A 26,543-nucleotide genomic window follows, 5' to 3' on the forward strand; every position below is an offset into this window, starting at 1 on the left:
TAGTCAGAAAAATTCAGCCCAGCCACGCAGACCAGTCGTCTGCGTTGAACCCCACGCTTACGCCGTCTCCGCGCTCGACGACAGGGCGTTTGATGATGGAGGGGTTGTCCAGCATGATCTGGTGGGCACTTTGGGCGCTAATGGTATCACGAACCTCGTCGGGAAGTTTTCGCCAGGTGGTCCCGCGTTTGTTCAGGAGCGTTTCCCAGCCAACGGCCTGCTCCCACTGGCTGAGCTTCTCGCTGCTCAGGCCGTCTTTCTTGAAATCATGGAACTCATAGTCCACGCCGTGTTCATCCAGCCACTTCCGGGCCTTTTTGACGGTGTCGCAGTTGCGGATGCCATATAACTTCATTGTTCAAAACCTTTTACAAACTCAACGATACGTTTCGCGGCCTCAACGCATTCCTCCAAGGGAGCCACCAGTGCCATGCGCACGCGGTTTTCACCCGGGTTGTGGCCGTTTACCGTGCGCGACAGATATCGGCCCGGCAATACGTGTACGTTCTGTCGGGCGGACAGCTCCCGGGCGAATGTTTCGTCGTCCATGGGCGTCTCCGGCCAGAGGTAGAAGCCGGCATCCGGGAAGTCGACGTTCATCACTTCGCGCAGAATGGGCACGACTGCCTCGAACTTGGCCCGGTAGGCGGCCCGATTTTCGCGCACATGGTCCTCATCCTTCCAGGCGGCGATGCTGGCCAATTGGTTATGTATGGGCATGGCGCAGCCGTGGTAGGTGCGGTATTTCAGGTAGCCTGCCAGCACCTCGGCGTCGCCGGCCACAAAGCCGGACCGCAGGCCCGGCAGGTTGCTGCGTTTGGACAGGCTGTGGAACACCACACAGCGCTTGAAATCGTGGCGGCCGATGGCGGCGCAAGTTTGCAGCAAGCCTTCCGGCGGGTTGGCTTCGTCCGGGTAGAGCTCTGAATAGCACTCGTCCGAGGCAATCAGGAAATCGTGCTGGTCGGCCAGTTCAATCACTTTTACCAGGGTTTCCCTCGGAATCACCGCTCCACTCGGATTGCCGGGCGAGCACAGGAACAGGATCTGGCAGTTCTTCCAGACCGACTCGGGCACGGCGTCGAAGTCCGGGATGAAGCCATTGCCGCCATCGCAGGGCAGATAAACCGGTGTGGCGCCGGCCAGGAAGGCTGCGCCTTCGTAGATCTGATAGAAAGGATTGGGGCTGACCACGGTGGCGGGTTTGCCAGCATCCACAACCGCCTGAACCAGGGCGAAGATGGCTTCGCGGGTTCCGTTTACGGGCACCACGTGGCGGTTCGGATCTAATGACGCCGGTGCAAGATCAAACCGGTGGGTTGCCCATGCGGCAATCGCGCTACGAAGTTCGTCGGTGCCTTTGGTGGTGGGGTAATTCGCCAGTTTGTCCAGGTTATCGGCAATAACGTCCTTTACGAAGGCTGGCGACGGGTGCTTGGGTTCACCAATTCCCAGGGAGATAGGCTCCAGATGTTCTGGTACCGAAATGCCGGCCTTCAGTTTGGCCAGTTTCTCGAAGGGGTAGGGGTGAAGTCTTTCCAGATTGGGGTTCATTGAATCTCGTCCAGCATTTTACAGAGGTCCTGTTGCAGGGCCTGGCACACGCCCGGGTCGCGCAGGGGTTCGCCCTGTTCGTCGGTGATGAAGAACACGTCTTCAACCCGTTCTCCCAGCGTGGCAATCTTGGCGTTGGTCAGCCGCACCCGGTGCTCCAGCAACACCTGGCCAATCCGCGCCAGCAGACCGGGGCGGTCCGGCGTAATCAGTTCCATCACCGTGCGCTGATTGATGGTGTCGTTGGAGAAGGTCACCTCGGTCGGGAACGCAAAGTGCTTCAACTGCCTTGGCGTTCTGCGATGGATGATGTCCGGATAGTCTTCCGGGTCGTCCAGTTCTTCAATCAGTCGCTTGCGTACCCGCTCCTTCCGGGCCGGGTCGATGCCCAGCGGCTGGCCCTTGTCATCCAGAACCACGTAGGAGCTGATGGAATAGGGGCCTTCGGTGGAATTGATACGGGCATCCACGATGTTCAGGTTCAACTGCTCCAGAACAGCGGTGGTGGCGGCAAACAGGGCGACGCGATCTTTCATGTAGATGATGATCTGCGAATAGCCATCCGTGGGGCCGCCCCGGGTGTCCCGGATCAGCACCAGTGGATCCGGGTTGTCGCCGTGGCGAATGATAGCGGCAGTTTGCCAGGCGATATCGACAGTGGAATCCTGCAGGAAGTACTCGTCGTCCACGGTCTCCCAGATGTGGTCGATCTGTTCATCGGTCATGTTCTGGGCGCGCAGGATTTCCCGGGCTTCTTCCTGTGTGGCCCGGATCCAGGATTGCCGGTCTACCGGATTGTCTGTGCCGCGGCGCAGGGCCCGCTTGGTTTCAATATAAAGCTGGCGCAACAACGACGCGCGCCAGGTGTTCCACAGCTTGGGATTGGTGGCACTGATATCGCAAACCGTGAGGATGTAGAGATAATCCAGGTGGGCCTGGCTGGGTACCGCGCGGGCAAAGGCCTGAATAATGTCCGGGTCGGAAATATCCTTGCGCTGGGCAGTCATGGACATCAGCAGGTGGTTTTCCACCAGCCAGGAGACCAGCTGGGTGTCCCGCTCACTCAAGTGGTGTCGCTCACAAAAGGCTTCGGCATCAATGGCGCCAAGCTCGGAATGGTCGCCGCCCCGGCCTTTTGCCACGTCGTGGTAGAGGCCGGCAATAAACAGGGTTTCCAGTTTGGGTAGCCGGTGGATCAGGCGCGAGGCCAGGGGGTATTCGGTTCGGGCTTCGGTGCTGTTGAGCCTCACCATGTTGCGGATCACCCGCATGGTGTGGGCGTCTACCGTATAGATATGGAATAGGTCGTGCTGCATCTGGCCGATGATCTGGCCGAACTCGGGCAGATAGCGGCCCAGCACGTTGTACTTCTTCATGGCCGACAGGGTCTGGTCCAGGGCATGGGGCGTGCGTAGCAGCTCCATAAACAGCGTGGTGACGGCCAGGTCAGAGCGGAACGCATCGTCAATCAGATGCCTGTGGGCCCGGAGCGAACGAATCGTGGTGGCCCGGATGCCTTTAATCTCCGGGTGTTGCGCCATCAGCACAAAGATTTCCATGATCGCGTAGGGAGCATAGGCGAACACCTGATTGTTCACCGCTTCAATGTAAAGGTTGCGAACCTGGAAACGTTTGTTCAGTGGGCGGATTTCATCTTCTCCGCCGCTGCCAATGATGGCTTCGTCATAATACTGCAGGATTACGTCCGCCAGCTCCGCCAGTGCAAGCACTGTGCGGTAGTACTGCTGCATCATCAGTTCTACGCCCAGACGCTTGCCTTCGTCCTGGTAACCGAGCATTTGTGCCAGGGCGCGCTGGTGGTCAAACAACAGTCGATTTTCGTTGCGGTCGGCCAGTAATTGAAGACCAAAGCGGAGCTGCCAGAGGAAGGTCTCTCCCTGATACAGAATCTGATGCTCTTCTTCGGTCAGGATGCTGAAGCGGGTGAGGTCGGCAATATTCTGCAGGCCGAAATGGCGTTTGGTGATCCAGCCGATGGTCTGGATGTCCCGAAGGGCCCCCGGTGAGCCTTTGACGTTGGGTTCCAGGTTATATTCCGTGTCGCCGTATTTCTTGTGGCGCTGCTGCTGCTCTTCCCGTTTGGCCAGGAAGTAATCCCGATCGGAGCTGACATCGTCTGAATACACCATTTCGCTGAGTTCGGCCCGCAATCCATCCGGGCCTGCGATGGTGCGTGTTTCCAGCAGGTTGGTCAGGATAGTGATATCTTCCCGGGCGGCCTGAATGGATTCAGCCAGGCTGCGAACGCTGTGGCCAATATCAAGCTTGAGGTCCCAGAGCAGGGTAACAAACGCGCCCAGGTCTTCCTGCCAGTCTTCTCCTATGCCGTTGCGGGTCAGGATCAGCAGGTCAATATCGGAATGGGGGTGCAGCTCGCCCCGACCATAACCCCCGACGGCCACGAGCGCAATGTCAGCGGAGCGGGAAAACGGGTACCGGTTCCAGATCAGCCGGAGTACCTTGTCGATGGTATTGGCCCTGGCGTGAACCAAGGCTCGGACATCGGCGCCTTGCCGAAATGCCTCGGCATCAGCGTTATAGCTTTCCCGCAACAGTTCGCGTGCGGCAAACACCGGTGAGGTGTCGTTACTGATGCGGGATTCCAGCTCGCTTCGGTCCACTTAGAACGACTCTTCCGATCGGCGGGTGAGCACCTCATAGCCATCGGAGGTTACCAGAATGGTGTGCTCCCACTGTGCCGACAGTTTGTGATCCTTGGTGACTACCGTCCAGCCATCTGCCAGTAACTTGGTCTGGTATTTGCCCTGATTGATCATCGGCTCGATGGTAAAGGTCATGCCTTCTTTCAGTTCCATGCCGGTGCCGGGCTTGCCGTAGTGCATTACCTGAGGCTCCTCATGAAACACCTTGCCAATGCCGTGGCCGCAGTAGTCCCTGACAACGGAGTAGCGGTGTTTCTCGGCATGCTGCTGTATCACGTGGCCAATATCACCCAGACGGGTGCCGGGTTTGACCAGTTCAATGCCTTTATATAGACACTCCTGGGTGATCTGGATCAGGCGTTCGGTACCGGGCTTGGGTTTACCCACAATCCACATCTTGCTGGTGTCGCCGTGGTAGCTGTCTTTGATGACGGTAACATCAATATTGATGATGTCGCCTTCCTTTAGCACCTTCTTCTCGGACGGTATGCCGTGACAGATCACGTGGTTGACCGACGTGCAGATCGACTTCGGGAAGCCCTTGTAGTTCAGAGGAGCGGGAATCGCCTGTTGGGTGTTGACGATGTAATCGTGCGCAATGCGATCCAGCTCTTCGGTGGTGATGCCGGGTTTGACATGTTCGTCGAGCATTTCCAGAACTTCGGCAGCCAGGCGACCGGCCACGCGCATCTTTTCAATCTCTTCGGGGGTCTTGATAGTTACCTGCATCGGGCTTCCTGTTGATTTGTATCAAACCGGCATTTTAAGGGGCGGCGACATAAGGTACAAGGCGGGGAGCAGGCTATGCTGGCCATAGTCCGGGGCTAAAAATAATGGCGTTTGGCCTGGCAGATATGGTATAAACGCGCCCGCCGGAAACGAATCCGGCAAATTCACACACGTGTCAGCACGTTGTCCCAGGGTGCCGGCTCCTGTTTAAAGGAGGCTGGTTGGGGCAATCGGACGCGTGGAGGACTAACCCGAAGCTAAAAGGTAAATATCATGGCTCAGGTAAATATGCGTGACCTGCTCAAGGCAGGTGCTCACTTCGGTCACCAGACTCGCTACTGGAACCCGAAAATGTCGAAGTTCATCTTCGGCGCCCGTAACAAGATTCATATCATCAACCTGGAGCAGACTGTTCCGGCCATGAATGAAGCGCTGAACTTCATTCAGTCTCTGGCTGAGAACAAGAACAAGATCCTGTTTGTTGGTACCAAGCGCGCGGCTTCCAAGATCATCAAGGAAGAAGCTCAGCGTTCCGGTCAGCCTTACGTTAACCACCGCTGGTTGGGTGGTATGCTGACCAACTACAAGACCATCCGTCAGTCTATCCGTCGCTACCGTGATCTGGAAGCCCAGAGCCAGGACGGTACTTTCGACAAGCTGACCAAGAAAGAAGCTCTTGAGCGTACCCGTGAGATGGATAAGCTCGAGCGCTCCATCGGTGGTATCAAGGATATGGGTGGCCTGCCGGATGCCCTGTTCGTTATCGACGTAGACCACGAGCGTATCGCCATCAAGGAAGCCAATAAGCTGGGTATTCCTGTTATCGGTGTTGTTGATACCAACAGCGATCCCGATGGTGTTGATTACGTGATCCCGGGTAACGATGACGCCATCCGTGCTATCCAGATCTACGTGAAAGCCGTTGCCGATACCTGTCTGGAAGCTTCCCAGTCTGCCGGCGCTGGCGCTGACGAGTTTGTTGAAGTCAGCGAAGATGCTGCAGGCGCTGCTCCGGCCGCCGAGTAACATCCAGGCTTAACGTTTGAGTTGTAAGGTATGCCCGCCTGTTTATGCGGGTATACCTCCCCACCGAATTCGGAAAAGACAAGAGGATTGAACATGGCTGCAATTACCGCTGCAATGGTCAAAGAGCTGCGTGAGCGTACTGGCCTTGGCATGATGGAGTGCAAAAAAGCACTGGTTGAAGCTGAAGGCAATGTTGAAACTGCGATTGAAGAGCTGCGCAAGTCTTCCGGTCTGAAAGCCGCCAAGAAGGCCGGCCGTACTGCCGCTGAAGGCGTGTCTCTGGTCAAGGTGTCTGACGACAACACCGTGGCCTTCATTCTGGAAGTGAACTCCGAAACTGACTTCGTTGCTCGCGACGACAACTTCATGAACTTTGCCAACGACGTTCTGAATGTTGCCTTCGAGAAGGGCGAAACTGACGTTGCCAAGCTGATGGAAGGCGACCTGGAAGCCAAGCGTGAGGCTCTGGTTCAGAAGATCGGTGAAAACATCACCGTTCGTCGCATCATCAAGGTTGAAGGCCCGGTTGTGGGTGGTTACGTGCACAGCAACAACAAGATCGCTTCCGTTGTTGCCCTGACTGCAGGTGACGAAGAGCTGGCTCGCGACATTGCCATGCACGTTGCTGCTGTTAACCCGCGCGTTGGCAAGCCTGACGACATGCCGGCTGAAGAGCTGGAAAAAGAGAAAGAGATCATCAAGGCCCAGCCGGATATGGAAGGCAAGCCTGCCGAGATCGTTGAGAAGATGATGGGTGGCCGCATCAAGAAGTTCCTGGCTGAAAACAGCCTGGTTGAGCAGCCGTTCGTCAAGAATCCGGACCAGAAAGTGGGTGACCTGATCAAGTCGGCCGGTGGCGACCTGGTTGGTTTCATTCGCCTGGAAGTGGGTGAAGGCATCGAGAAAGAAGAAGTGGATTTTGCTGCTGAAGTGGCTGCTGCCGCTGGCACAGGCAAGGCCTGATTCCTCTTCGAGGCACTGCCGTGCAACATGGTAGTGCCACCTGAGTCTGCCACGTCAGCCGGGTTCGCCCGGCTTTCGTGGCGGGCTTGTATCTGAGATACCCCTTTTTTGAGGAGTATGTCAGATACAAGCCTGCAACGGGTTTGCGCCGGATAGCCAACAGACGAGAAGGGGACCACCATGCCGACATCTTCGAAAAACCAGCCCAGATACAAGCGTGTTCTGCTCAAGCTCAGTGGCGAAGCCCTGATGGGAGAGCACGATTTCGGTATTGATCCCAAAGTTCTTGATCGTATGGCCCTGGAAATTGGTGCCCTTATTGGCATTGGTGTTCAAGTGGGGCTGGTCATTGGCGGTGGCAACCTGTTTCGCGGAGCAGCCCTCAATGCGGCAGGCCTTGATCGCGTGACCGGAGACCACATGGGGATGCTGGCCACGGTCATGAACGGCCTGGCCATGCGTGATGCGCTGGAGCGTTCGAACATCCGTACCCGCGTGATGTCTGCTATCCCCATGAGCGGCATTGTCGAGCATTATGACCGTCGCCGTGCGGTGCGGGATCTTAAGGAAGGTGACGTGGTCATCTTCAGCGCGGGTACCGGCAACCCGTTCTTCACCACGGACTCCGCGGCCTGTCTGCGTGGCATTGAAATTGAAGCTGACGCTGTTCTGAAGGCAACCAAGGTAGATGGCGTTTACTCGGCCGATCCCCATCTTGATCCTACCGCAGTAAAATACGACCACCTGACCTATGATGAGGTTCTGGACAAGAAACTGGGCGTGATGGATCTCACGGCCATCTGCCTGGCGCGGGATCACGGTATGCCGCTTCGGGTCTTCGACATGAACCGCCCCGGTGTGCTGACGCGCATTGTGACCGGGGAACGGGAAGGCACATTGATTGAATGAATAAGGCTGCCGGCGCCTGAAGTGCCGGCTTCCTGCATGGAACCAGACGAACGAATTGAGGAAGCTGACGTGATTAACGACATCAAAGCTGAAGCCGAAAAGAAAATGAAAAAGAGCCTGGAAGCTCTGCATTCGGCTTTCAATAAAATCCGTACCGGACGTGCCCATCCGGCGATCCTGGACAGCGTAATGGTGAACTACTACGGTCAGGAAACACCGCTGAAGCAGGTGGCCAGCGTGAACGTGGAAGACAACCGGACGCTGACGGTTGCGCCCTGGGAAAAGAATCTGGTGCCCACGATTGAGAAAGCGATTATGACGTCTGACCTTGGCCTGAATCCGGCCACCAGTGGCGACATCATCCGCGTGCCCATGCCGATGCTGACTGAAGAGACCCGTAAAGAAATGGTCAAGCAGGCAAAGGCTGATGCGGAGCATGGTCGGGTGTCTATTCGTAACGCTCGTCGCGATGCCAATCACATGATCAAAGAGCTGGTTAAGGAAAAGGAAATCAGCGAAGACGATCAGCACCGTGGCGAAGATGAAATTCAGAAGCTCACCGACAAATACATCGCCGAAGTTGAAAAGATGTTGAAGTCGAAGGAAGAGGACCTGATGGCGGTTTAAGCGCCCGGGTTCATTCAGGAGCAGGATCAGCGGCGGGGGAGTCCCGCCGCACAGAGGATTTCATGACGGCAAAAGTTACCGCAGAAATTCCGGTGGCAGCAGATAACTGCCCCCGGCATGTCGCCATTATCATGGATGGCAATAACCGCTGGGCCAAAGCGCACCGGCTTAAGGGAGTGGCGGGCCACAAGGCCGGGGTGGATGCGGTCAAGGCGGTGGTGGAAACCTGCGCCAAAGAGGGCGTGGAGGTATTGACCCTGTTTGCCTTTTCCAGCGAGAACTGGCGCCGGCCCAAGGACGAAGTATCAGCTCTTATGCGTCTGTTCCTGATCGCATTGGAGCGGGAAGTCCGCAAACTGCATCGCAACAACATCCGCCTACGGATTATCGGTGATCGTTCAGCCTTCAATCCGGCGCTCCAGGAGCATATGGAGAAAGCCGAGGCGCTGACCCGTGACAATACCCGAATGACGCTGGTGATTGCGGCCAATTACGGTGGCCACTGGGACATCACCCAGGCGACCCGCAAGGTAGCGGAGCAGGTGCGGATGGGCCAACTGGAACCGTCAGATATCACCGATGACCTGATCCAGGAACACCTGAGCATCGGTGATCTGCCCATGCCCGATCTTCTTATCCGGACGGCGGGTGAACAACGCATCAGCAATTTCATGTTGTGGCACCTGGCCTACACCGAATTCTACTTTTCCGAGGTGTTCTGGCCGGATTTCAAGCGCGAGCAAATGCTCAGGGCGCTTGATGCCTATGCCCATCGACAGCGCCGTTTCGGTCAGACCGACGACCAGATTGCTGCTCGCGCTGCACAACAATAACGACCAAGCGACCAATACCGTGCTTAAAACCCGAATCATTACCGCACTCATCCTGGCGCCGATTGCAATCGGTGGTATTTTTTTCCTTCCGCCTCTGGGGTTCGCCCTGTTTACCGGCGCCATCATCACGTTAGGGGCCTGGGAATGGGCCAATATGTCCGGAATCGAAAGCCAGCCCGGACGCGTCGGGTATGCACTGGTTATGGCGGCACTTCTCTATGCCCTGGGGGGCCTGCCAGCACTGTTGGTGCTTTGGCTGGCGATTGCCTGGTGGCTGGTTTGTTTCTGGCTGGTCAGACGGTATCCCGCCGGATCCGAACGCTGGGGCGCTATCCCGGTCAGGGCGCTGATGGGGTTCATGGTACTGGTGCCCGCGTGGGTGGGCCTGAATCACCTTCGCAATGGCGGCTTCCAGTTTGGCGACGTGGCCAACAATCTGGTCGTTATTCTGTATATTTTTCTGGTGGTGTGGGTGGCTGATATCGGCGCCTATTTTGCCGGCCGCGCCTTTGGTAAAGCCAAGCTGGCGCCTCGCGTCAGTCCCGGCAAATCCTGGGCTGGCGTATGGGGAGGATTGGCTGCAGTGGCCTTACTCGCCATTGTGGCCAGCCTCCTGGCCAACGCAGGTGTCGCGGAAGCCATGCTGCTGGTGGTGGCAAGTCTGGTGACCGGTTTTGTCTCGGTTCTTGGCGATTTACTTGAAAGCATGCTCAAGCGCTTTCGAGGCATCAAGGACAGCAGTCAGCTGCTGCCCGGGCATGGCGGCATTATGGATCGTATCGACAGCCTCACCGCCGCCATTCCGGTATTTGCCCTGATGATTACTCTGTTGGGCTGGTTGACCGCCGGCCAGGTCGTGGCATGACGAAACGCTCGATTACGGTTCTCGGCGCAACGGGCTCCATTGGCTTGAGTACCCTGGATGTTATTCGCAGGCATCCAGACCGTTTTTCAGTGTATGCCCTGACCGCAGGAACCCGGGCGGATGAATTGGCAACCCTGTGCCGTGAATTTCGACCGGCCGTTGCGGTGATGGCCGATGCAGAAGCTGCTGAACGCCTGAAGGCGCTGTTGGCGGATATGCCCGAGACCCGAGTGCTGGCGGGAGAAGCGGGGCTCTGTGAGGTGGCGGCTTCAGCGGAGTCGGACACCGTGATGGCTGCCATTGTCGGCGCTGCCGGCCTGGCGCCAACGCTGGCCGCAGTCCGGGCCGGCAAACGCGTTCTTCTCGCCAACAAAGAAGCGTTGGTGATGTCCGGCAAACTGTTTATGGATGCGGTTGAGCGCCACGGGGCCGAGCTGCTGCCTATTGATTCTGAACATAATGCCATTTTTCAGTGTATGCCGGCGGACAAGGTGCGAGACCCTCATGGCGCGGGTATTACCCGTATCCTTCTGACCGCCTCCGGCGGACCTTTCCGGGAGTCTGCGGCTGAGGACCTGCGGGCGGTGACGCCGGCCCAGGCCTGCGCCCATCCTAACTGGTCAATGGGCCAGAAGATTTCTGTGGACTCTGCAACCCTGATGAACAAGGGCCTGGAGTTGATTGAAGCCTGCTGGCTGTTCAATACCACGCCGGCAAACGTGCAGGTTCATGTCCACCCCGAAAGCATCATTCACTCCATGGTTGAATATGCCGACGGCTCGGTGCTTGCCCAGTTGGGAAGCCCGGATATGCGTACACCCATTGCCAATGGCCTGGCCTGGCCTGAGCGTATTGAGGCTGGTGTTGCGCCCCTGGATTTGTTCGCCATTGGCCGTTTTCACTTTGAGCGCCCGGATTTGCAGCGTTTCCCCTGTTTGCGCCTTGCGGCCGAAGCCTTTGCTGCCGGCGGTACAGCGCCAGCGGTACTCAATGCGGCGAACGAGGTTGCAGTGGCGGCGTTTCTGGAAGGCCGGCTGTGCTTTGCCGATATCCCCGTTATTATAGAGCGAACCCTGACGGCCACAGAAGTTGTGCCGGCGGACAGCTTTGACACTATTTTCGCGAAAGATGCCGAGGCTCGCCGCCGGGCCAGGGAACAGATCAGCCTGCTGGCTGTCTGACGTCCCTGGGCCTGACAGGCCGCTCATTCAGCCATAAACCGGAACGTCTATGCAGATCATTCAAACCGTACTGGCACTGGCGCTTACCCTCGGAATTCTGGTAACGCTGCACGAATACGGCCATTTCTGGGTGGCACGCCGATTCGGTGTGAAGGTGCTTCGTTTTTCAGTGGGGTTCGGCAAGCCTCTGTTTTCGTGGTATGACCGTCACGGAACCGAATATGCGGTAGCGGCTATCCCCCTGGGGGGATACGTGAAAATGCTGGATGAGCGGGAAGGCCCGGTACCGGAAGAGCTACGTGATCAGGCGTTTACCTCGAAACCTCCTTCCCAGCGCATCGCCATTGCGGCTGCCGGCCCAATTGCCAATTTTCTGTTCGCGATTCTCGCTTACTGGGTGTTGAGTGTTGTTGGCGTTACCACCGTCGCTCCGGTGGTTGGCGAGGTGGCCCAGGGCAGTGTTGCCGAACGGGCAGGGCTGGAAAGCGGAATGGAGATCCATGCCGTTGACGGCCACAGGGTGACGTCCTGGCGAGACGTTAACATGCGGTTGCTCGAAAGGGCAGGAGAGTACGGCCAGGTTTCGCTGGAGATTTCCCGGGACGGCTCCCGGGGAACCGTAGCGGGTTCACTGGACGGATGGCGCCTGAGTGATGATACTCCGAACCCGCTGGCGGAATTCGGGATATCCCCCTGGCGGCCGGATGTGCCTGCGGTGCTGGGTGAGGTGACTGCCGATGGTCGGGCAAGCGCGGCTGGCCTGCAAAGCGGTGATCGTATCCTCGCCGTTGAAGGCGAACCGGTGTCTGATTGGTTTGCTCTGGTGGAGCATATTCGCAATGCCCCGGAGCAGACTCTGGAGCTGACGGTCGAGCGCTCTGGCGATGAATTGAATGTACCGGTAACACCGGCATCGAGAACCCTTGAAGATGGTCAAGTGATTGGTTTCGTCGGTGCGGGCGTAAGCGCAGTGAACTGGCCCGATGATCTGTTGCGGGAGGTCCGCTATGGGCCTTTGGCTGCCATACCCAATGCGGTGAACGAAACCTGGGCCGACACACGTCTGACCCTGGTGGCGATTAAAAAGATGGTCACCGGGCTGTTGTCGCCGACCAACCTCAGTGGTCCTATCACCATTGCCCGGGTTGCCGAGGCGAGTGTCAGCTCGGGATTCGAAGACTTCGTGCGCTTTCTGGCGTATCTGAGTGTCAGTCTTGGCGTGCTTAACCTGCTGCCTGTTCCGGTTCTGGATGGCGGTCATATCGTGTACTACACCATCGAAGCCATTCGGCGGAAGCCACTTTCCGAGCAGGCTCAGGCCTTCGGATTACGAATTGGTATGGCTTTGATACTGACTTTAATGGTGTTTGCTCTTTACAACGACCTGATGCGGTTGTGAGAATTGCGGGCTCCTTACCGCACATTAACCAGGCGAAATAACTGAATGAGACGTTCCCTTCTAGCTGTAGCCGTTGGCCTCGCAATTACCGCAACCGGTATGAAGCCAGCGCTGGCGGATGAATTCACGGTTGCGGATATCGAGGTAGAGGGCCTTCAGCGGGTTTCAGCGGGTTCTGTGTTTTCAGCTTTTCCGGTAAACATCGGCGAGCGTATGGACGAGACCCGGTTGGCCGAAGCCATCAAGGATCTGTTCCGGACCGGATTGTTTACGGATATTCAGGCCAGTCGTGATGAAGGCGTACTGATTCTGTCGGTGCGGGAACGCCCGTCGATTTCCTCCATTGAGATCGAGGGTAACAAGAATATTGAAACCGACATGCTGATGGATGCCCTGGCCGGTGCGGGCCTCGAGGAAGGTCAGGTATTTCGGCGTGCCACTCTGGAGAAGTTGGAGCTGGAAATTCTGCGCTCTTACATCGCCCAGGGTCGCTACAACGCAAGGGTAAAAGCCACCGCGGAAGAGTTGCCCAGGAACCGTGTCGCCATTCGCCTGGACATCAATGAAGGCTCTGTCGCCGCCATTCAGCACATCAATATTGTTGGGAACGAAGATTTCAGTGATGAAGAACTCATCGGCCTCTTCGAGTTGCGTACCAGTAGCTGGTGGAACTCGCTGACCAACAAAGATAAATACGCCCGGGAACGTCTGAGCGGGGATCTGGAGTCTCTGCGTTCGTTTTATCTTGATCGCGGCTATCTGGACTTCAACGTTGAATCCAGCCAGGTGTCCATCTCGCCGGACAAGCAGGAAGTCTTTATTGCTATTTCCGTTAATGAAGGCCCCCAGTACACCATCTCGGATATTCGTTTTCGGGGTGAGCTGATTGTCGGCGAGGAAGAGCTACGGAAATTCATTCCGGTTAAAGAAGGGGATGTATTCTCCCGTGCACAGATGACGGCGATTTCCGAAGCGCTCTCGTTCCGGCTCGGTCGCGAAGGCTATGCGTTCGCCAACGTCAACGCGGTACCGGAGCCGGGTGAAGACAATACAGCTGCTGTTACCTTCTTCGTGGAGCCCGGCAAGCGGGCGTATGTCCGCCGGGTAAACTTCGACGGCAACGTGTCCACCAAGGATGAGGTGCTGCGCCAGGAAATGACCCAGATGGAGGGCGGGGTAGCCTCGTCCGACCGCATCGAATTCTCCAAAACCCGTCTTGAGCGCCTTGGGTTTTTCCAGACGGTCGATGTCGAAACGGTTCCGGTACCCGGCACCGACGATCTGGTTGATGTGAACTACAGCGTGCAGGAGCAACCAACGGGCAGCTTGTCCGCGTCGGTGGGCTTCTCGCAAAATTCCGGCGTAATCCTGGGTGCCTCGGTCTCGGAGAACAATTTCTTCGGTACCGGCAAGCGCGTTTCGTTTGGTGTGAACGTCAGCGATTCGGTGAAAAGCGCCAATGTGTCTTATCTGGATCCATACTATACGGTGGACGGGGTAAGCCGGGGCTTCAGTTTGTTTGCCCGTGAGACCGATTACGAGGAAGAGGATATTTCCTCCTACCTGCTGGATGAATACGGTGGTCGGGTAACGTTCGGGTATCCGACAGATTCCATTACGCGGTTGAATTTCGGTGCTGGCGTTACCCAATCAAACATTAAGCCGGGTGTATTCTCAGCCCAGGAAGTTCGCGATTTTATCGCCGACGAAGGGGATTCGTTCACCAATTACTTCCTGTTTGGTAGCTGGCGGCGGAGTACTCTCAACCGAGGTGTACTGCCGACCAAGGGTTACAGTCATTCCCTGTCGCTGGATGTCGCTGTTCCAGGCAGTGACCTGACCTTCTACAAGGCGACCCACAAAACGGATTTCTATTTCCCGCTGACGGATTCCGCCAACTGGGTCTTCAGAGCGCGATCGGAGATCGGTTATGGGGACGGCTACGGTGACCGCAGTCAGATGCCGTTCTTCGAGCATTTCTACTCCGGGGGCTATGGCTCTGTCCGGGGATATGAAGCAAACTCTTTGGGTAACAAGGCGGAGCGTGCAGCAGGCGACTTCTCGGATCCCGATCCGTTCGGTGGTAACGTTCTGACAGAAGGCGGGCTGGAGTTGATCTTCCCGACGCCTTTTGCAGGAGATTCGCGTTCGATGCGCACGTCGTTCTTTGTCGATGCCGGTCAGGTGTTTGATACCGAAAGAGGTTTTGACCCTGAGTTGGGTGAGGTACGGACTTCAGCCGGTATCAGTTTCCAGTGGATCACCGCGGTAGGTCCCTTGGCTTTCAGTCTGGCCAAGCCACTGAACGATAAATCCGGTGACGATACCCAGGTCTTCCAGTTCTCACTGGGGCAGACGTTCTGACCGGGCTATAAAAAAAGAAAGAATGAAACAAAGGAGAAGATTGATGACCCGTTTGATGACTATCCTTGCCGCCGCTCTTATGGCCTTCTCGGCCCAGGTGGCGGCGGAGACCCGTATTGGTGTGGTGGATCTGCGCCAGGCCCTGTTCTCTTCCAATGATGCCCAGGCCTTCAGCGAAAAACTCCAGCAGGATTTTGCCGGCGACGAAGCCCAGGTGCGTGAAGCTCAGGAGGCCGCTCGCAAGTTAAAGGATCGGCTGGAGAAGGATGGCGCCATGATGAACGAGAGCGAGCGTAATCAGTTGGCCGCCGAGTTTCAGGAAAAGGTAAAGGAGTTTAATTTCCTCAAGCAACGCCTCGACGCCACCGTTAACCAGCGCAAGCAGCAGTTTCTGGAAGGTGCGCGCCCTGAGGTGGACGTCGCTGTGAAGGAACTCCTGGAAGAAAATGACCTTGATCTGATTCTGCCCAGCGAAGCGGTGGTTTACGTCAAGCCGGAGATGAACCTCACCACACAGCTGCTCGAAAAACTGAACCAGTGATGTAGAAAGGGGCTCCCCGGCCCCTGTGTTTGGAGAAAACGATGACACAGAAGTCCTATCGGCTGCAGGAGATTGCCGAGGCATTGGGAGCGAGCCTCCGGGGAGACCCCGATATCCTTATTACCGGGCTTGCCACCTTGCAGGCAGCCGTCCCGGGCCAGATCAGTTTTCTGGCAAATCCCTCCTACGCCAAATACCTGAAAGATACCCGGGCGTCAGCGGTGATTGTGTCTGCGGCTGCGGCGGATGAAGTTCCGACCAATGTCCTGTTACTGGACAACCCCTACCTGGGCTATGCTCACCTCAGTCATTGGTTTGATCCGGCTCCCAAGGCTTCCCCAGGCATTCATCCAACAGCCGTGGTTGATGAGTCTGCCAGTATTCCTGAATCTGCTTCCATAGGCCCGCACGTTGTGATTGAGGCCGGGGTTCGTATTGGTGAGCGGGTGGCTGTCGACGCTGGTGGTTTTATTGGTGCAAGAGCATGTATTGGAGACGACAGTGTGCTTCGGCCCCGGGTCACGCTTGCTCATGATGTGGTGGTTGGTAAGCGCTGTCATATTCTCAGTGGCGCGGTGATTGGTTCCGACGGCTTCGGGTTTGCCAATGAAAAGGGTGTCTGGCATCGCATCGCGCAGCTCGGTGCCGTGGTGCTGGGCGACGACGTGGAGGTTGGCGCCAATACCACCATTGATCGTGGCGCTCTGGACGACACCACGATAGGCAACGGCGTAAAGCTGGACAACCTGATTCAGATTGCTCACAACGTGCAGATTGGTGATCACAGCGCGATGGCGGCCAAGGTTGGTATCGCAGGTAGCACCCGAATTGGCAATCACTGCGTGTTTGGTGGCGCCTCTGGCGTGGCTGGTCACCTCGAAATAGCCGATCAGGTTCACCTTACGGGTATGACCCTGGTGACCGGTGATATCCGGGAATCGGGGGTGTATTCTTCCGGCACTAGTGCGGATACCAATCGCCAATGGCGAAAAAATGCCGTCCGCTTTCGCCAGCTGGATGCTCTGGCGCGACGGATTAAAGAACTGGAAAAGAAATTAGAGGGCTGAGGCCGATCAAGATGATGCACATCGATGAAATTCTGGAGTACCTGCCGCACCGTTACCCCTTCTTGCTGGTGGATCGGGTGACTGAGGTCGAAAAAGGGAAGTCGATCAAGGGGTACAAGAATGTATCGTTCAACGAGCCCTTTTTTACCGGTCATTTTCCGGACAATCCGATCATGCCGGGCGTCCTGATCATTGAAGCCATGGCGCAACTGTCAGGAATTCTTGGTTTTGTGACTGTGGAACGGAAACCGTCGGATGGCGTGGTACAATATTTGGCTGGGTCCAGTAAAGCGCGTTTCAAGCGCCCCGTTTTACCGGGTGATCGCTTGGATATGGAGTCTGAGTTCATCTCTGGCAAGCGCGGTATCTGGAAGTTTGATTGCCGTGCACTCGTTGATGGCGAGGTGGTATGCGTGGCAGAAATACTTACCGCTGAGAGAGAAGTTTGATGGCGACAAATGACTGGTCGGGTGTCCATCCTCAAGCGATTGTGGACCCGTCAGCCAAACTGGCGGATAACGTGACGGTTGGCCCCTGGAGTTATATCGGTCCGGGGGTGGAGATTGGTGAAGGTACCGAGATTCTCTCTCACGTGGTTATCAAGGGGCCGACAGTGATCGGCCGCAACAACCGAATTTTCCAGTTCTCCAGTATCGGCGAAGAATGCCAGGACAAGAAATACGCTGGTGAGCTGACCACGTTGGTCATTGGTGATGACAATGTTATCCGCGAGAACTGTACGATCCATCGTGGCACCATTCAGGACCGGGGTGAGACCCGGATCGGTAATGGCAACTTGCTGATGGCTTATGTGCACGTGGCCCATGACTGTATTGTCGGAAATCATACCATTCTGGCCAACTGTGCCACCCTGGCAGGGCATGTGTCCGTGGGTGATCATGCCATTCTCGGTGGCGGTACCATGGTTCATCAGTTCTGTCATATCGGGCCCCACAGCATGGCTGCCGGGGGCAGTATCGTACTCAAGGATATTCCTGCCTATGTTATGGCCAGCGGCCAGTCTGCCCAGCCTCATGGCATGAATGTGGAAGGGCTGAAGCGACGTGGTTTTGCCAAGGATACGCTCCTTAGTCTTCGCAGGGCCTACAAAGTGGTTTATCGCCAGGGCCTGACGACCGAGCAGGCCATCGAAGAGCTGGAGCGCAACTTTGCCGATGTCCCAGAGGTACTCCCGCTGATTGACTCGCTCAAGGGAGCGGATCGCGGCATCATTCGTTAAGCCAGCCGGAGGCCGCTGGTGACACATCGACAGGCCAACTCGGCCACGTTCTCAGGACGAACCATAGCCATTATTGCGGGCGAGGCATCGGGAGATATTCTCGGTGCCGGCCTGATTCGTGCGCTAAGAAAGCGTTACCCGAAGGCTCGTTTTGTCGGCATCGGCGGCGATGAAATGATCGCTGAAGGCTTTCACTCGCTGGTGCCAATGGAACGGCTTTCCGTGATGGGCCTGGTGGAAGTGCTCGGGCGAATCCGCGAGCTGTTCAGTATCCGTGCCCGTCTGCTGGATTATCTGTTTACTACCCCCCCGGATGTTGTGGTCGGTATCGATTCGCCGGACTTCACACTGGCCATCGAGCGTCGATGCCGGGAAGCGGGCATCCCGTCGGTACACTACGTAAGCCCTTCAGTTTGGGCCTGGCGCCAGAAGCGTATCTTCAAGATTGCCAAGTCTGTCGACCTTATGTTGACCCTGTTTCCCTTTGAAGCCCGTTTTTATGAGGAGCATCATGTGCCGGTGTCTTTTGTGGGGCACCCTCTGGCCGACAGGATAGAGCTGGAACCGGATACTCTGGCGGCGCGGAAAAGTCTTGGTCTGGAGGTCGATAAACCTGTGCTGGCGGTGTTACCGGGTAGTCGAGGTGGTGAAGTTGAGCGCCTGGGTACTCTGTTTCTGGAAGCTTCCCGTTGGCTCCAGGCTCGCCGCCCCGATCTCCAGCTGGTTATTCCTTGCGTCAATCGGGATCGTGAACGGCAGGTGCGTGATCTGGTTGAATCCCTGGAGGTGAGCTTGCCTGTCACGCTGGTTCGTGGTCGCTCGAGGGAGGTGATGGCCGCCAGCGATGTGGTGCTGCTGGCGTCGGGTACCGCGACGCTGGAGGCTATGTTACTGAAAAAACCGATGGTGGTAGGTTACCGGCTCAGCGATTTCAGTTACAAGATATTGTCCAGGTTGGTCAAGGTTCCCTGGGTGGCGCTTCCTAATTTGTTGGCCCAGGAGCAGCTGGTGCCCGAGTTGTTACAGGACGACGCAACGCCGGAGAAGTTGGGGGCGGCGGTTCTGGAAAGGCTGGAAAACGAACAGGAACGCGACAGGCTGCACCAGGCGTTTCTGGAGTTGCACCAGGTGCTGCGCCAGGGCGCTGACGAACGTGCGGCGGCAGCGGTGTCTGAGCTGCTGGAGTCTCGAAGCTGATGGTGGCCAAGGCACTTCCTCCTTTTCAGTGTTCCTATCGCGGCTCGCTATTGGCGGGTGTGGACGAAGTGGGGCGTGGCCCGCTCATCGGGGCGGTTGTGACGGCCGCTGTGATTCTTGATCCAGTGCGGCCTATCCCCGGGCTGGCGGATTCCAAAAAGCTTACCGAAAAGAAACGCCTGCGATTATATGACGATATTCTGGAAAACGCGGCTGCCTGGAGCCTGGGCCGATGCGAGGCCAGTGAAATCGACGAGCTGAACATTTACCAGGCGACAATGCTGGCCATGAAGCGTGCCGTTGAGGGGCTCTCGATAGCCCCGGAGTACGTTCTTGTGGACGGGAACCGTTGCCCGAAGTGGCGCTGGCCATCCGAGCCCGTGATCAAAGGTGATAGTCGGGTTGAGGCGATCAGTGCTGCCTCCATCCTGGCAAAGGTGACGCGAGATCGCGAGATGGAGGCGCTGGATGTCCGGTTTCCGGGTTTTGGGCTCGCCCAGCACAAAGGGTACCCCACGCCTGTGCATCTCGAGGCGCTCAATCGCCTTGGGGTGACCCCGGAGCATCGCCGATCCTTTCGGCCGGTAAAGATGGCGCTGGATGCCGTCGGGGTTTATGGAGGTTCGTCCGCGCCTGTTCAGGAGTTGAACTATCCTGCCGATTTATTTGAAAATATCGATTGACAGGGTGCGGGGCCGGCGGTAGTATACGCGCCACGTTGACAGGGGTGGCCCGGTTAACAAACAGTTTGATGCGGGGTGGAGCAGTCTGGTAGCTCGTCGGGCTCATAACCCGAAGGTCGTAGGTTCGAATCCTGCCCCCGCTACCATATAAAAGAAAGGCAGATCAGTAACTTACTGGTCTGCCTTTTTTGCTTTCAGAATCTGAATTTTCCTCCGTGCCCTCACCGTGCCCTATGCGTGCCAATTTCTGAATTCGGAATTTTGGGCTCCAGAGCAATTTGACCGTAAGTCTTTTCAGGGCACACGCTTCCGAACATGTGCCCCTTACAACAGATATCTACTCTTTCTCATCTGCCATTTCATTCTCGGTGTCGTCTTGGCACTCTTTGATATGAGTTACAAGCTGCTCAACCCGGCAGTCAAAATAGTTGCAAAGTTTATCGATGTTATCCGTCACCGTGCTATGGCCAGGGTGGTTGATGATCTTTGATAGTGTCATGCGATTAATACCCGTTTCCTTGGCGATTTCCCCAATCGTAATCCTTCGTTTCTCAGCGAATTCCTTATCTGCAATCAGTTCCTTTAAGTGGAAGCGGATCATCTCTATTCTCTTATTGATAATAAAAAGTATCAAACGACGCTTGCAATTGTCATTGGTTGGCGTATATTGATGATCAGGTGATAACAAAAGTTATCAAATGATCGTTAGATCGGCAGAAGGGGATGTTCTCATGAACAACACATACCTGACAACTGAAGAGCTCTCTGAGCGCATCAAGTACGACCCTCGCACAATCCGACAGTGTCTGAAGGATAGCGTCCTGTTGGAAGGCAAGCATTATATCCGTCCATTTGGTGGCCGGAAGATTCTCTATATCTGGGAGATCATCGAGGAAGACATGTTAAGCATGGCGCAAAACAATCTGGCCATCCCGATGGCAAGTGGAGGTGTGTGCCATGGCTAAGGTGAGAGCACGATCCGACACAAATAAGCTCTTTATCGATTTCCGTTACCACGGCATTCGTTGCCGGGAGCAAACCCTGCTAAACGACACGGCCCGCAACCGAAAACAACTGGAAACGCTTATCCAGCGGATGGAAGCCAAGATCTTGGTTGGAGAGTTTGATTACGCAGAGTTCTTTCCCGGTAGCAAAAACCTAAAGCAGCTAGAGAAGGCGGGAGTTTTGCCAGGCGCGAATGAGCTTGGTGCAGAAGATGGCGCCAGTGATACTCCGCTTTTCACAGATTTCGCTGACCAATGGTTCCTGGAATCCAAAATTCAGTGGCGGAACTCTCACACCCGTAACGTGGAATCCATTTTAGAGAGTTCCTTGAAGCCTGCCTTCAAAACCAAGCGGGTCAGAGAGATCACCAAGGCGGATATTCTTGCGGCCCGCAACAAGATGGCCCGGCGCAAGGGCAGGGGCGCGAGTGGTTTGATGGCGCCCAAGACCATCAATAGTCATATGACAATCCTGAGGATGATCCTGACCGAAGCGGCGGAACGTTACGACTTCACGAACCCTTATCTCAATATCAAGCCGCTGAAACAGCAGAAGGTCCATATCGAGCCGTTTTCCATGACGGAAGTGGAGACCATCCTCAATTGTGTGCGAGAGGACTACCGCAACTACTACCTGGTGCGGTTTTACACCGGCATGCGCACGGGAGAGGTGGATGGCCTCAAGTGGGAGCATGTGGACTTTGAGCGCCGCGAGATTTTGGTTCGCGAAACCCTGATCCACGGCAAGACGGAATACACCAAAACGGACGGCTCCCAACGGGAGATTCCCATGTTTGGTCCGGTTTACGACGCACTGAAGGCCCAGTACGAGGCTACCGGCAAGCTCAGTAAATTCGTGTTTTGCAATCGGCTGGGAGAGCCGTTGGATCATAATAATGTGACTAAGCGTGTTTGGTATCCGCTGCTAGAGCACCTCAGGCTCAAGAAGCGCCGGCCCTACCAGACGCGACACACGGCGGCGACGTTGCTTCTTGCCGCCGGGGAAAACCCGGAATGGGTTGCCCGCACGCTGGGCCACTCGTCCACCGAAATGCTGTTCAAAGTGTATTCCCGGTATATCCCGAACCTGACACGTATGGATGGCAGTGCCTTTGAACGCCTGATCCAGAGCCGTGTGATCGACAACGATAAGGAGGTTGGCGATGAAACTGAATGATCTGCGCCCGTTAACGCAAGAAACCTTCAGGGGCACCTACCGCCTTACCGGTCGCATCGCCTGTTTCGATGACGAAGGTATTCCATACCTGAAGCTGCGCCTGAGCAGTTGTGCCAGCGATATGGTGGTGCTGGCAGTCATTGGCTCTATCGTGATTCCAGAACACTTGGGTCACATGGATCTGGTGGTCGTCAAAGGGCAGGTGTGTGTCGGTCCGGAGGACAGCGAGGTGCTGCTGACTGAAATCCGACGCCCGCTACAGGCGGATGTTGCCCGCTTGCCGGCACTGCAAACTCTGCCGCGCACCTTCTGCCCGAAACCGGAAGCACTGGATCAGTTGATCGCGGCAGTCCGCTCTCTGGAGTGCGACTACTTGCAGGTCTTCATCAAACGGGTGCTGGAGCGCCGGGATCGGCTGGAGGTGTTCCTCAAGGCGCCAGCCAGCAAGAAATACCATCACAACGATCCTGGCGGTTTGCTGGCGCACTCTCTGGAGGTGGCGCAGAACGTGTTGCGAATGGCACAGATAAACGAGCCGGAGATGCCGCGATCTCTTCAGGAGCTTGGCTTCGTCGCTGGCCTGTTGCACGACATCGGCAAGACCTACACCTATGATATGTACGGTAAACCCACGGCGGCTGCACGACTGTGTGACCACGCCGATCTCACCCTGGAAGCCTGTGCTTTGGGTTTGGCTTATCTCGATAAAGTGGATTCGGGCGCAGCACTGGCCCTAAGGCACATCTGGACCTGCGCCTCGCCGGGTGCTCGCTATGGCAATGCTCCCGCCATGACTCTTGCCCGTTACGTTCGGGATGCCGATGCCCAGAGTGCCATGGCCGACAATCAGCGTAAGGCTTACCGGAAACGCCAGCCTGCTGGCTTTGGCCGACTTGGAAACAACGTGTACTGGAGGCCGTCAATCGAGGCCCATGGATGAGGCAATGAATCAACAGGCTGAGGGGTGTGAGCACAGTGTGGCCACACCCCTTTTTCGTAGTGTGGCAACCGAAAAATGCTCAGATGAACAGACAGGTATTTCCTGCTGAACGGTGATAAGGTCTGATAAAAGCCCAGAGTGAAAGATATGCTGAAGACTTATTACCTTCACGGTTTCGCCAGCCGGTTTGATACCACCAGTGAAAAACTCAAAACCCTCGCCAAGCTGGGCCCGGTGTATGGTCACGACATTGACTACACCCAAGGTTCGGAAGACGTTATTGAAGAGAGCTTGGACAAGCTGATGCAAGTGAACCCGGACCTTCTGGTTGGAACCTCGATGGGGGGATGGCTGGCGGGCATTCTGGGAGCCGAATCCGGCATTCCGTTTGTTGCCATCAATCCAGTGACGGATCCTGCTCACATGCTCAAACCTTGGATAGGGCAGGGTTTAGATCATCAGGGGCAGGCCTATCAACTGGCGGACGAAGTGGTTTCTAGCTACTACCCATTCACCCACTATGGCAGCGGGTTAGTGCTGCTGGATAAGGGGGATGAACTGCTTCCGTGGAATGACACCGTCAGGGTGCTTGGAGACTATTTTCCGGTTCATAGCTTTGAGGGCGGCAGCCACCGGTTTGAACACATGGAGCAAGCTTTGAGGCTGATTCGGGAGCATGTGAAGGATTAAAACCAGGATTGGATAAAGGACGAACCGAAACCATGAACTATGACACTCTCAAACAGCGTCACCGTAACGAACGAGCAGGCTATTCCTCTAATCTCAGCCTGCGAGTTCACCGGTCTCTGAGTTGGTTAAAGCGAGCAGAGCAACTTGACGATCCAGACAGCCAGTTCATCTTTCTGTGGATTGCTTTCAACGCGGCCTATGCCACAGAGATCAACGAAGAATACCGGACGACGGAGAAAACAGCCTTCCGTGGATTTCTAAAGAAGTTATCCGATCTTGATGCGGATAAACAGCTGGATGGACTGACCTGGACAGAATTCCCCCGAAGTATTCGGGTGCTGCTCGGTAATCGCTTTGTGTTTCAGCCGTTCTGGGATTATCAAAACGGAAAACTCAGCGAGGATGAGTGGCAGGATCAGTTTGCCCGGGCAAAAGTCGCTGCCCAATCAGCCTTGGGTTCCGAGGATACCGCGACGGTGCTGGGCATTGCGCTTAGCCGAATTTACACACTGCGAAACCAGTTGATACATGGCGGTGCTACTTGGGGTAGCAAGGTGAACCGCGACCAAATTCGTGACTGCGTCGGTCTGATGAGCAAACTGGTTCCCATCATCCTGACAATTATGATGGATCACCCCGAGACGCTTTGGGGCGATGCCTGTTATCCAGTTGTGAAGGATTAAAGCTAATAAGGGGGGAGCTAACGGCAAGCTGAGGGTTTCTCCCTCGGTTTCGGGACAACCGAATGCGTCAGAGCACGACCAATCACATAACCGGCTGCCACACCCACCAGCGCCGTCACTGGCCCGATCAGGCCGCCCACTAAGCCGCCAACAAACATCAGTATTACGCTTTTCATACAGACTCCTCCCGCCTTCCTGGCAGCTGCACTATTCCGAGTATAGGGCATTGTGCCCAATGATGGGTTGACCCGCTGATATTGTCTCTCCAAAATACTGTATATTCAACCAGTATCAGGTGTAAAGCATGTCCTGCATTCTGCTTGGCGACTACCAATCCGTCTCACGGCTAAATATCCCAATGTTTCTGGAGCGGGTCTCCGCTGGCTTTCCGTCACCAGCGGAAGATTACGTTGAGAAAACCATCGACCTGAACGAGCTGTGCATTCAGCATCCTGCCGCCACGTTTTTCGTGCGGGTTCAGGGAGAATCCATGATCGACGCCGGCATCTATCCCGGCGATGTGCTGGTGGTGGATCGATCGCTCATAGCAAAGCATGGCGATATCATCATCGCCAGTCTGGAGAGTGAGATGACGGTGAAGCAATTGCACGTGACGCCTCCGCCCGTTCGCCTCCTTCCACGAAATTCGGCGTACCAGCCCATCACCATTGAGGGCGATATGGTGATGGAAGTGTTTGGGGTGGTGACCAATGTGATCCGTTCTTTGAAGCGGGGAGGGCCGGGATGATGTCTGTATGTCTGAGGGAGACCAAGGTGCAATGAAGCAGCCTGTATTGGCGCTGGTAGACTGCAATAATTTCTACGCCTCCTGTGAGAAGCTATTCCGTCCGGATCTGCGCAACACGCCTGTGGTTGTGCTATCCAACAACGACGGCTGCGTGGTCGCCCGCTCGAAAGAAGCCAAGGCACTGGGGATCAAGATGGGCGTGCCGGTCCATCACATCAAATCCGAGATTCGCCGATACGGCATCAACGTATTCTCTTCCAATTACACGCTCTACGGCGACATGAGCCGGCGAGTGATGACAACGTTAGAGAGCTTGGCTCCAAAAGTGGATGTGTATTCCATTGATGAAGCCTTTCTCGACCTGACCGGCATTGACCGGGTGGTATCCTTCGAGGAGTTTGGTCGAGAGGTTAAAAGCACTGTTTACCAGAACGTTGGTTTGCCCGTCTGTGTGGGCATTGCCCCCACGCGAACACTGGCCAAGCTGGCTAACTTTGCCGCGAAGAAGTATCCGGCGACCGGAGGCGTGGTAGACCTCACAGACCCCGTCCGGCAACGGCGGTTGATGGCCCGGGTACCGGTTGAGGAGGTTTGGGGTGTCGGCCGAAAGCTCAGTGCCAGGCTGCAGGCCATGGGCATTGTCACAGCGTTACAGCTAGCGGATACCCATCTGGCGACGCTGAGAAAACAGTTCTCTGTCGTGTTGGAACGCACCGCCCAGGAACTCAACGGCATGCCCTGTGTTGCGTGGGAGGATGTGCCGCCCCCCAAGAAGCAAATCATGTGTTCCCGATCTTTTGGCCAGCCGCTTCAGAAACTAAGCGACCTGGAGGAGGCCGTTGCGCACTTTGCGACCCGCGCTGCGGTAAAGCTTCGGGCGGGTGATCAGTACGCTGGAGAGCTGATGGTGTTTATCCGAACCAACCCATTCAATCCCAGCGCACCGCAGTATTCACGCAGCGCCAGTGTGAAGCTTATCCAGCCCAGCCAGGACTGCCGGGTTATTGTGCAGCAGGCCCTGAATCTGCTGCGACCGATGTATCGCGAAGGATTTGATTACGCCAAGGCCGGCGTCATGCTGTGTGAGTTGGTGGAAGAAGCGGGTGTTCAAGAGGATCTCTTTCAAGCCGCTGCCGGGCAGGCACCAGACAACGGCAGATCGGAACGCCTGATGGCCGTTATGGATGCCATTAACCGAAAGGCCAAGGCTCCGGTCTACATGGCCAGGGAGGCCGGGCCTGCTGCCTATGCGATGCGACGGGGGCATTTGTCGCCGGCGTATACGACTCGTTGGGATGACTTGCCGAAGGTTCTTTAAAAACAAAAGCGAACATTCGGAGTACCTCATATCCTTGGCGTTATCTGCCCCAGTTAAGCGCTTGGTCGCTTCTCAAGAACCTGGCAAGCGATCAAATGGACTAACTGTTCCAGCTCGTCGA

28 protein-coding genes and 1 tRNA gene are annotated in these 26,543 nt (G+C 56.1%); 23 read left to right on the top strand and 6 right to left on the bottom strand.

The window, feature by feature from the left end:
* Positions 1 to 13: 13 nt before the first annotated feature.
* From QPL98_RS18260 to map, 4 genes are read right to left on the bottom strand one after another with little or no spacing between them, the layout of a single operon-like run.
* Complete coding sequence (locus QPL98_RS18260) at positions 14 to 355, bottom strand: ArsC family reductase (protein WP_011786011.1); 342 nt, start codon at positions 353 to 355, stop codon at positions 14 to 16.
* A complete protein-coding gene (gene dapC, locus QPL98_RS18265) occupies positions 352 to 1,554 on the bottom strand; it encodes a succinyldiaminopimelate transaminase (RefSeq protein WP_303293754.1) in 1,203 nt (400 codons plus the stop codon). Before dapC ends, QPL98_RS18260 begins: the two co-directional genes overlap by 4 nt.
* Entirely contained in the window at positions 1,551 to 4,196 is a 2,646-nt protein-coding gene (locus QPL98_RS18270) for a [protein-PII] uridylyltransferase (RefSeq protein ID WP_303293755.1), read from the bottom strand. Before QPL98_RS18270 ends, dapC begins: the two co-directional genes overlap by 4 nt.
* A complete protein-coding gene (gene map / locus QPL98_RS18275) occupies positions 4,197 to 4,967 on the bottom strand; it encodes a type I methionyl aminopeptidase (RefSeq protein WP_228223980.1) in 771 nt (256 codons plus the stop codon).
* Positions 4,968 to 5,240: 273 nt separating this feature from the next.
* Here map and rpsB point away from each other — a divergent pair, with 273 nt between their 5' ends.
* The 16 genes from rpsB (at position 5,241) to QPL98_RS18355 (ending at position 20,008) form a co-directional block, all read left to right on the top strand.
* A complete protein-coding gene (rpsB, locus tag QPL98_RS18280; protein ID WP_011786007.1) occupies positions 5,241 to 5,993 on the top strand; it encodes a 30S ribosomal protein S2 in 753 nt (250 codons plus the stop codon).
* Positions 5,994 to 6,086: 93 nt separating this feature from the next.
* A complete protein-coding gene (tsf, locus tag QPL98_RS18285; RefSeq protein WP_153741592.1) occupies positions 6,087 to 6,956 on the top strand; it encodes a translation elongation factor Ts in 870 nt (289 codons plus the stop codon).
* A 180-nt stretch (positions 6,957 to 7,136) separates the two neighbouring features.
* On the top strand, positions 7,137 to 7,865 hold the full coding sequence (gene pyrH / locus QPL98_RS18290; protein ID WP_011786005.1) for a UMP kinase: 729 nt from the start codon (positions 7,137 to 7,139) through the stop codon (positions 7,863 to 7,865).
* Positions 7,866 to 7,934: 69 nt separating this feature from the next.
* Positions 7,935 to 8,492 (top strand): ribosome recycling factor, encoded by a 558-nt coding sequence (gene frr, locus QPL98_RS18295; RefSeq protein WP_031210096.1) that lies wholly within the window; start codon positions 7,935 to 7,937, stop codon positions 8,490 to 8,492.
* Positions 8,493 to 8,554: 62 nt separating this feature from the next.
* The gene (uppS, locus tag QPL98_RS18300) at positions 8,555 to 9,325 is read left to right on the top strand and encodes a polyprenyl diphosphate synthase (RefSeq protein ID WP_153741591.1); all 771 of its coding nucleotides are present in this window, start codon (positions 8,555 to 8,557) and stop codon (positions 9,323 to 9,325) included.
* A 19-nt stretch (positions 9,326 to 9,344) separates the two neighbouring features.
* Positions 9,345 to 10,190 (top strand): phosphatidate cytidylyltransferase, encoded by an 846-nt coding sequence (locus tag QPL98_RS18305; protein WP_199452013.1) that lies wholly within the window; start codon positions 9,345 to 9,347, stop codon positions 10,188 to 10,190.
* Positions 10,187 to 11,371, top strand: a complete 1,185-nt coding sequence (ispC, locus tag QPL98_RS18310; RefSeq protein WP_286895792.1) for a 1-deoxy-D-xylulose-5-phosphate reductoisomerase — start codon at positions 10,187 to 10,189, stop codon at positions 11,369 to 11,371. Before QPL98_RS18305 ends, ispC begins: the two co-directional genes overlap by 4 nt.
* Positions 11,372 to 11,420: 49 nt before the next feature.
* On the top strand, positions 11,421 to 12,770 hold the full coding sequence (gene rseP / locus QPL98_RS18315; protein WP_303293756.1) for an RIP metalloprotease RseP: 1,350 nt from the start codon (positions 11,421 to 11,423) through the stop codon (positions 12,768 to 12,770).
* A 45-nt stretch (positions 12,771 to 12,815) separates the two neighbouring features.
* A complete protein-coding gene (gene bamA, locus QPL98_RS18320; RefSeq protein WP_303293757.1) occupies positions 12,816 to 15,134 on the top strand; it encodes an outer membrane protein assembly factor BamA in 2,319 nt (772 codons plus the stop codon).
* A gap of 43 nt (positions 15,135 to 15,177) precedes the next feature.
* Complete coding sequence (locus tag QPL98_RS18325; protein ID WP_153741586.1) at positions 15,178 to 15,675, top strand: OmpH family outer membrane protein; 498 nt, start codon at positions 15,178 to 15,180, stop codon at positions 15,673 to 15,675.
* Between the two features lie 41 nt (positions 15,676 to 15,716).
* Entirely contained in the window at positions 15,717 to 16,742 is a 1,026-nt protein-coding gene (lpxD, locus tag QPL98_RS18330; protein ID WP_199451986.1) for a UDP-3-O-(3-hydroxymyristoyl)glucosamine N-acyltransferase, read from the top strand.
* Between the two features lie 11 nt (positions 16,743 to 16,753).
* Positions 16,754 to 17,191: a 3-hydroxyacyl-ACP dehydratase FabZ gene (fabZ, locus tag QPL98_RS18335; protein ID WP_011785996.1), complete on the top strand. Its 438-nt coding sequence runs from the start codon at positions 16,754 to 16,756 to the stop codon at positions 17,189 to 17,191.
* The gene (gene lpxA, locus QPL98_RS18340) at positions 17,191 to 17,982 is read left to right on the top strand and encodes an acyl-ACP--UDP-N-acetylglucosamine O-acyltransferase (RefSeq protein ID WP_153741584.1); all 792 of its coding nucleotides are present in this window, start codon (positions 17,191 to 17,193) and stop codon (positions 17,980 to 17,982) included. Before fabZ ends, lpxA begins: the two co-directional genes overlap by 1 nt.
* Before the next feature lie 18 nt (positions 17,983 to 18,000).
* Entirely contained in the window at positions 18,001 to 19,179 is a 1,179-nt protein-coding gene (lpxB, locus tag QPL98_RS18345; RefSeq protein ID WP_153741583.1) for a lipid-A-disaccharide synthase, read from the top strand.
* Positions 19,179 to 19,862 (top strand): ribonuclease HII, encoded by a 684-nt coding sequence (rnhB, locus tag QPL98_RS18350; RefSeq protein WP_153741582.1) that lies wholly within the window; start codon positions 19,179 to 19,181, stop codon positions 19,860 to 19,862. Before lpxB ends, rnhB begins: the two co-directional genes overlap by 1 nt.
* Positions 19,863 to 19,931: 69 nt before the next feature.
* A tRNA-Met gene (locus QPL98_RS18355) sits at positions 19,932 to 20,008 on the top strand.
* Between the two features lie 191 nt (positions 20,009 to 20,199).
* Here the strand turns inward: QPL98_RS18355 and QPL98_RS18360 are convergent.
* On the bottom strand, positions 20,200 to 20,463 hold the full coding sequence (locus tag QPL98_RS18360; protein ID WP_113880648.1) for a helix-turn-helix transcriptional regulator: 264 nt from the start codon (positions 20,461 to 20,463) through the stop codon (positions 20,200 to 20,202).
* Positions 20,464 to 20,593: 130 nt separating this feature from the next.
* Between QPL98_RS18360 and QPL98_RS18365 the strand changes: the two genes are divergently transcribed.
* The 5 genes from QPL98_RS18365 to QPL98_RS18385 all read left to right on the top strand — a co-directional run bounded on the left by QPL98_RS18365 (position 20,594) and on the right by QPL98_RS18385 (position 24,356).
* Positions 20,594 to 20,827 carry a hypothetical protein gene (locus QPL98_RS18365; RefSeq protein ID WP_008170356.1) on the top strand — a complete coding sequence of 78 codons (234 nt, stop codon included), beginning with the start codon at positions 20,594 to 20,596 and terminating at the stop codon, positions 20,825 to 20,827.
* Complete coding sequence (locus tag QPL98_RS18370) at positions 20,820 to 22,043, top strand: tyrosine-type recombinase/integrase (protein WP_113880647.1); 1,224 nt, start codon at positions 20,820 to 20,822, stop codon at positions 22,041 to 22,043. The genes QPL98_RS18365 and QPL98_RS18370 overlap by 8 nt, the downstream gene beginning before the upstream one ends.
* Positions 22,030 to 22,983 (top strand): TraI domain-containing protein, encoded by a 954-nt coding sequence (locus QPL98_RS18375; protein WP_022991555.1) that lies wholly within the window; start codon positions 22,030 to 22,032, stop codon positions 22,981 to 22,983. Before QPL98_RS18370 ends, QPL98_RS18375 begins: the two co-directional genes overlap by 14 nt.
* Positions 22,984 to 23,130: 147 nt before the next feature.
* Positions 23,131 to 23,673 (top strand): YqiA/YcfP family alpha/beta fold hydrolase, encoded by a 543-nt coding sequence (locus QPL98_RS18380; protein ID WP_022991556.1) that lies wholly within the window; start codon positions 23,131 to 23,133, stop codon positions 23,671 to 23,673.
* Between the two features lie 32 nt (positions 23,674 to 23,705).
* Positions 23,706 to 24,356, top strand: a complete 651-nt coding sequence (locus QPL98_RS18385) for a HEPN domain-containing protein (RefSeq protein ID WP_036148940.1) — start codon at positions 23,706 to 23,708, stop codon at positions 24,354 to 24,356.
* A gap of 17 nt (positions 24,357 to 24,373) precedes the next feature.
* On the opposite strand, the gene QPL98_RS18390 is transcribed toward QPL98_RS18385, so the two are convergent.
* Positions 24,374 to 24,532, bottom strand: coding sequence for a hypothetical protein (locus tag QPL98_RS18390; RefSeq protein WP_022991558.1), 159 nt, complete (start codon positions 24,530 to 24,532; stop codon positions 24,374 to 24,376).
* 128 nt (positions 24,533 to 24,660) lie between these two features.
* Between QPL98_RS18390 and QPL98_RS18395 the strand changes: the two genes are divergently transcribed.
* Positions 24,661 to 25,104: a LexA family transcriptional regulator gene (locus tag QPL98_RS18395; RefSeq protein WP_022991559.1), complete on the top strand. Its 444-nt coding sequence runs from the start codon at positions 24,661 to 24,663 to the stop codon at positions 25,102 to 25,104.
* Positions 25,105 to 25,135: 31 nt separating this feature from the next.
* Positions 25,136 to 26,422, top strand: a complete 1,287-nt coding sequence (umuC, locus tag QPL98_RS18400) for a translesion error-prone DNA polymerase V subunit UmuC (protein ID WP_303293758.1) — start codon at positions 25,136 to 25,138, stop codon at positions 26,420 to 26,422.
* Positions 26,423 to 26,543 lie beyond the last annotated feature (121 nt).

The sequence above is a fragment of the Marinobacter sp. ST-43 genome (genome assembly GCF_030541085.1).
GTDB lineage: Bacteria > Pseudomonadota > Gammaproteobacteria > Pseudomonadales > Oleiphilaceae > Marinobacter > Marinobacter nauticus.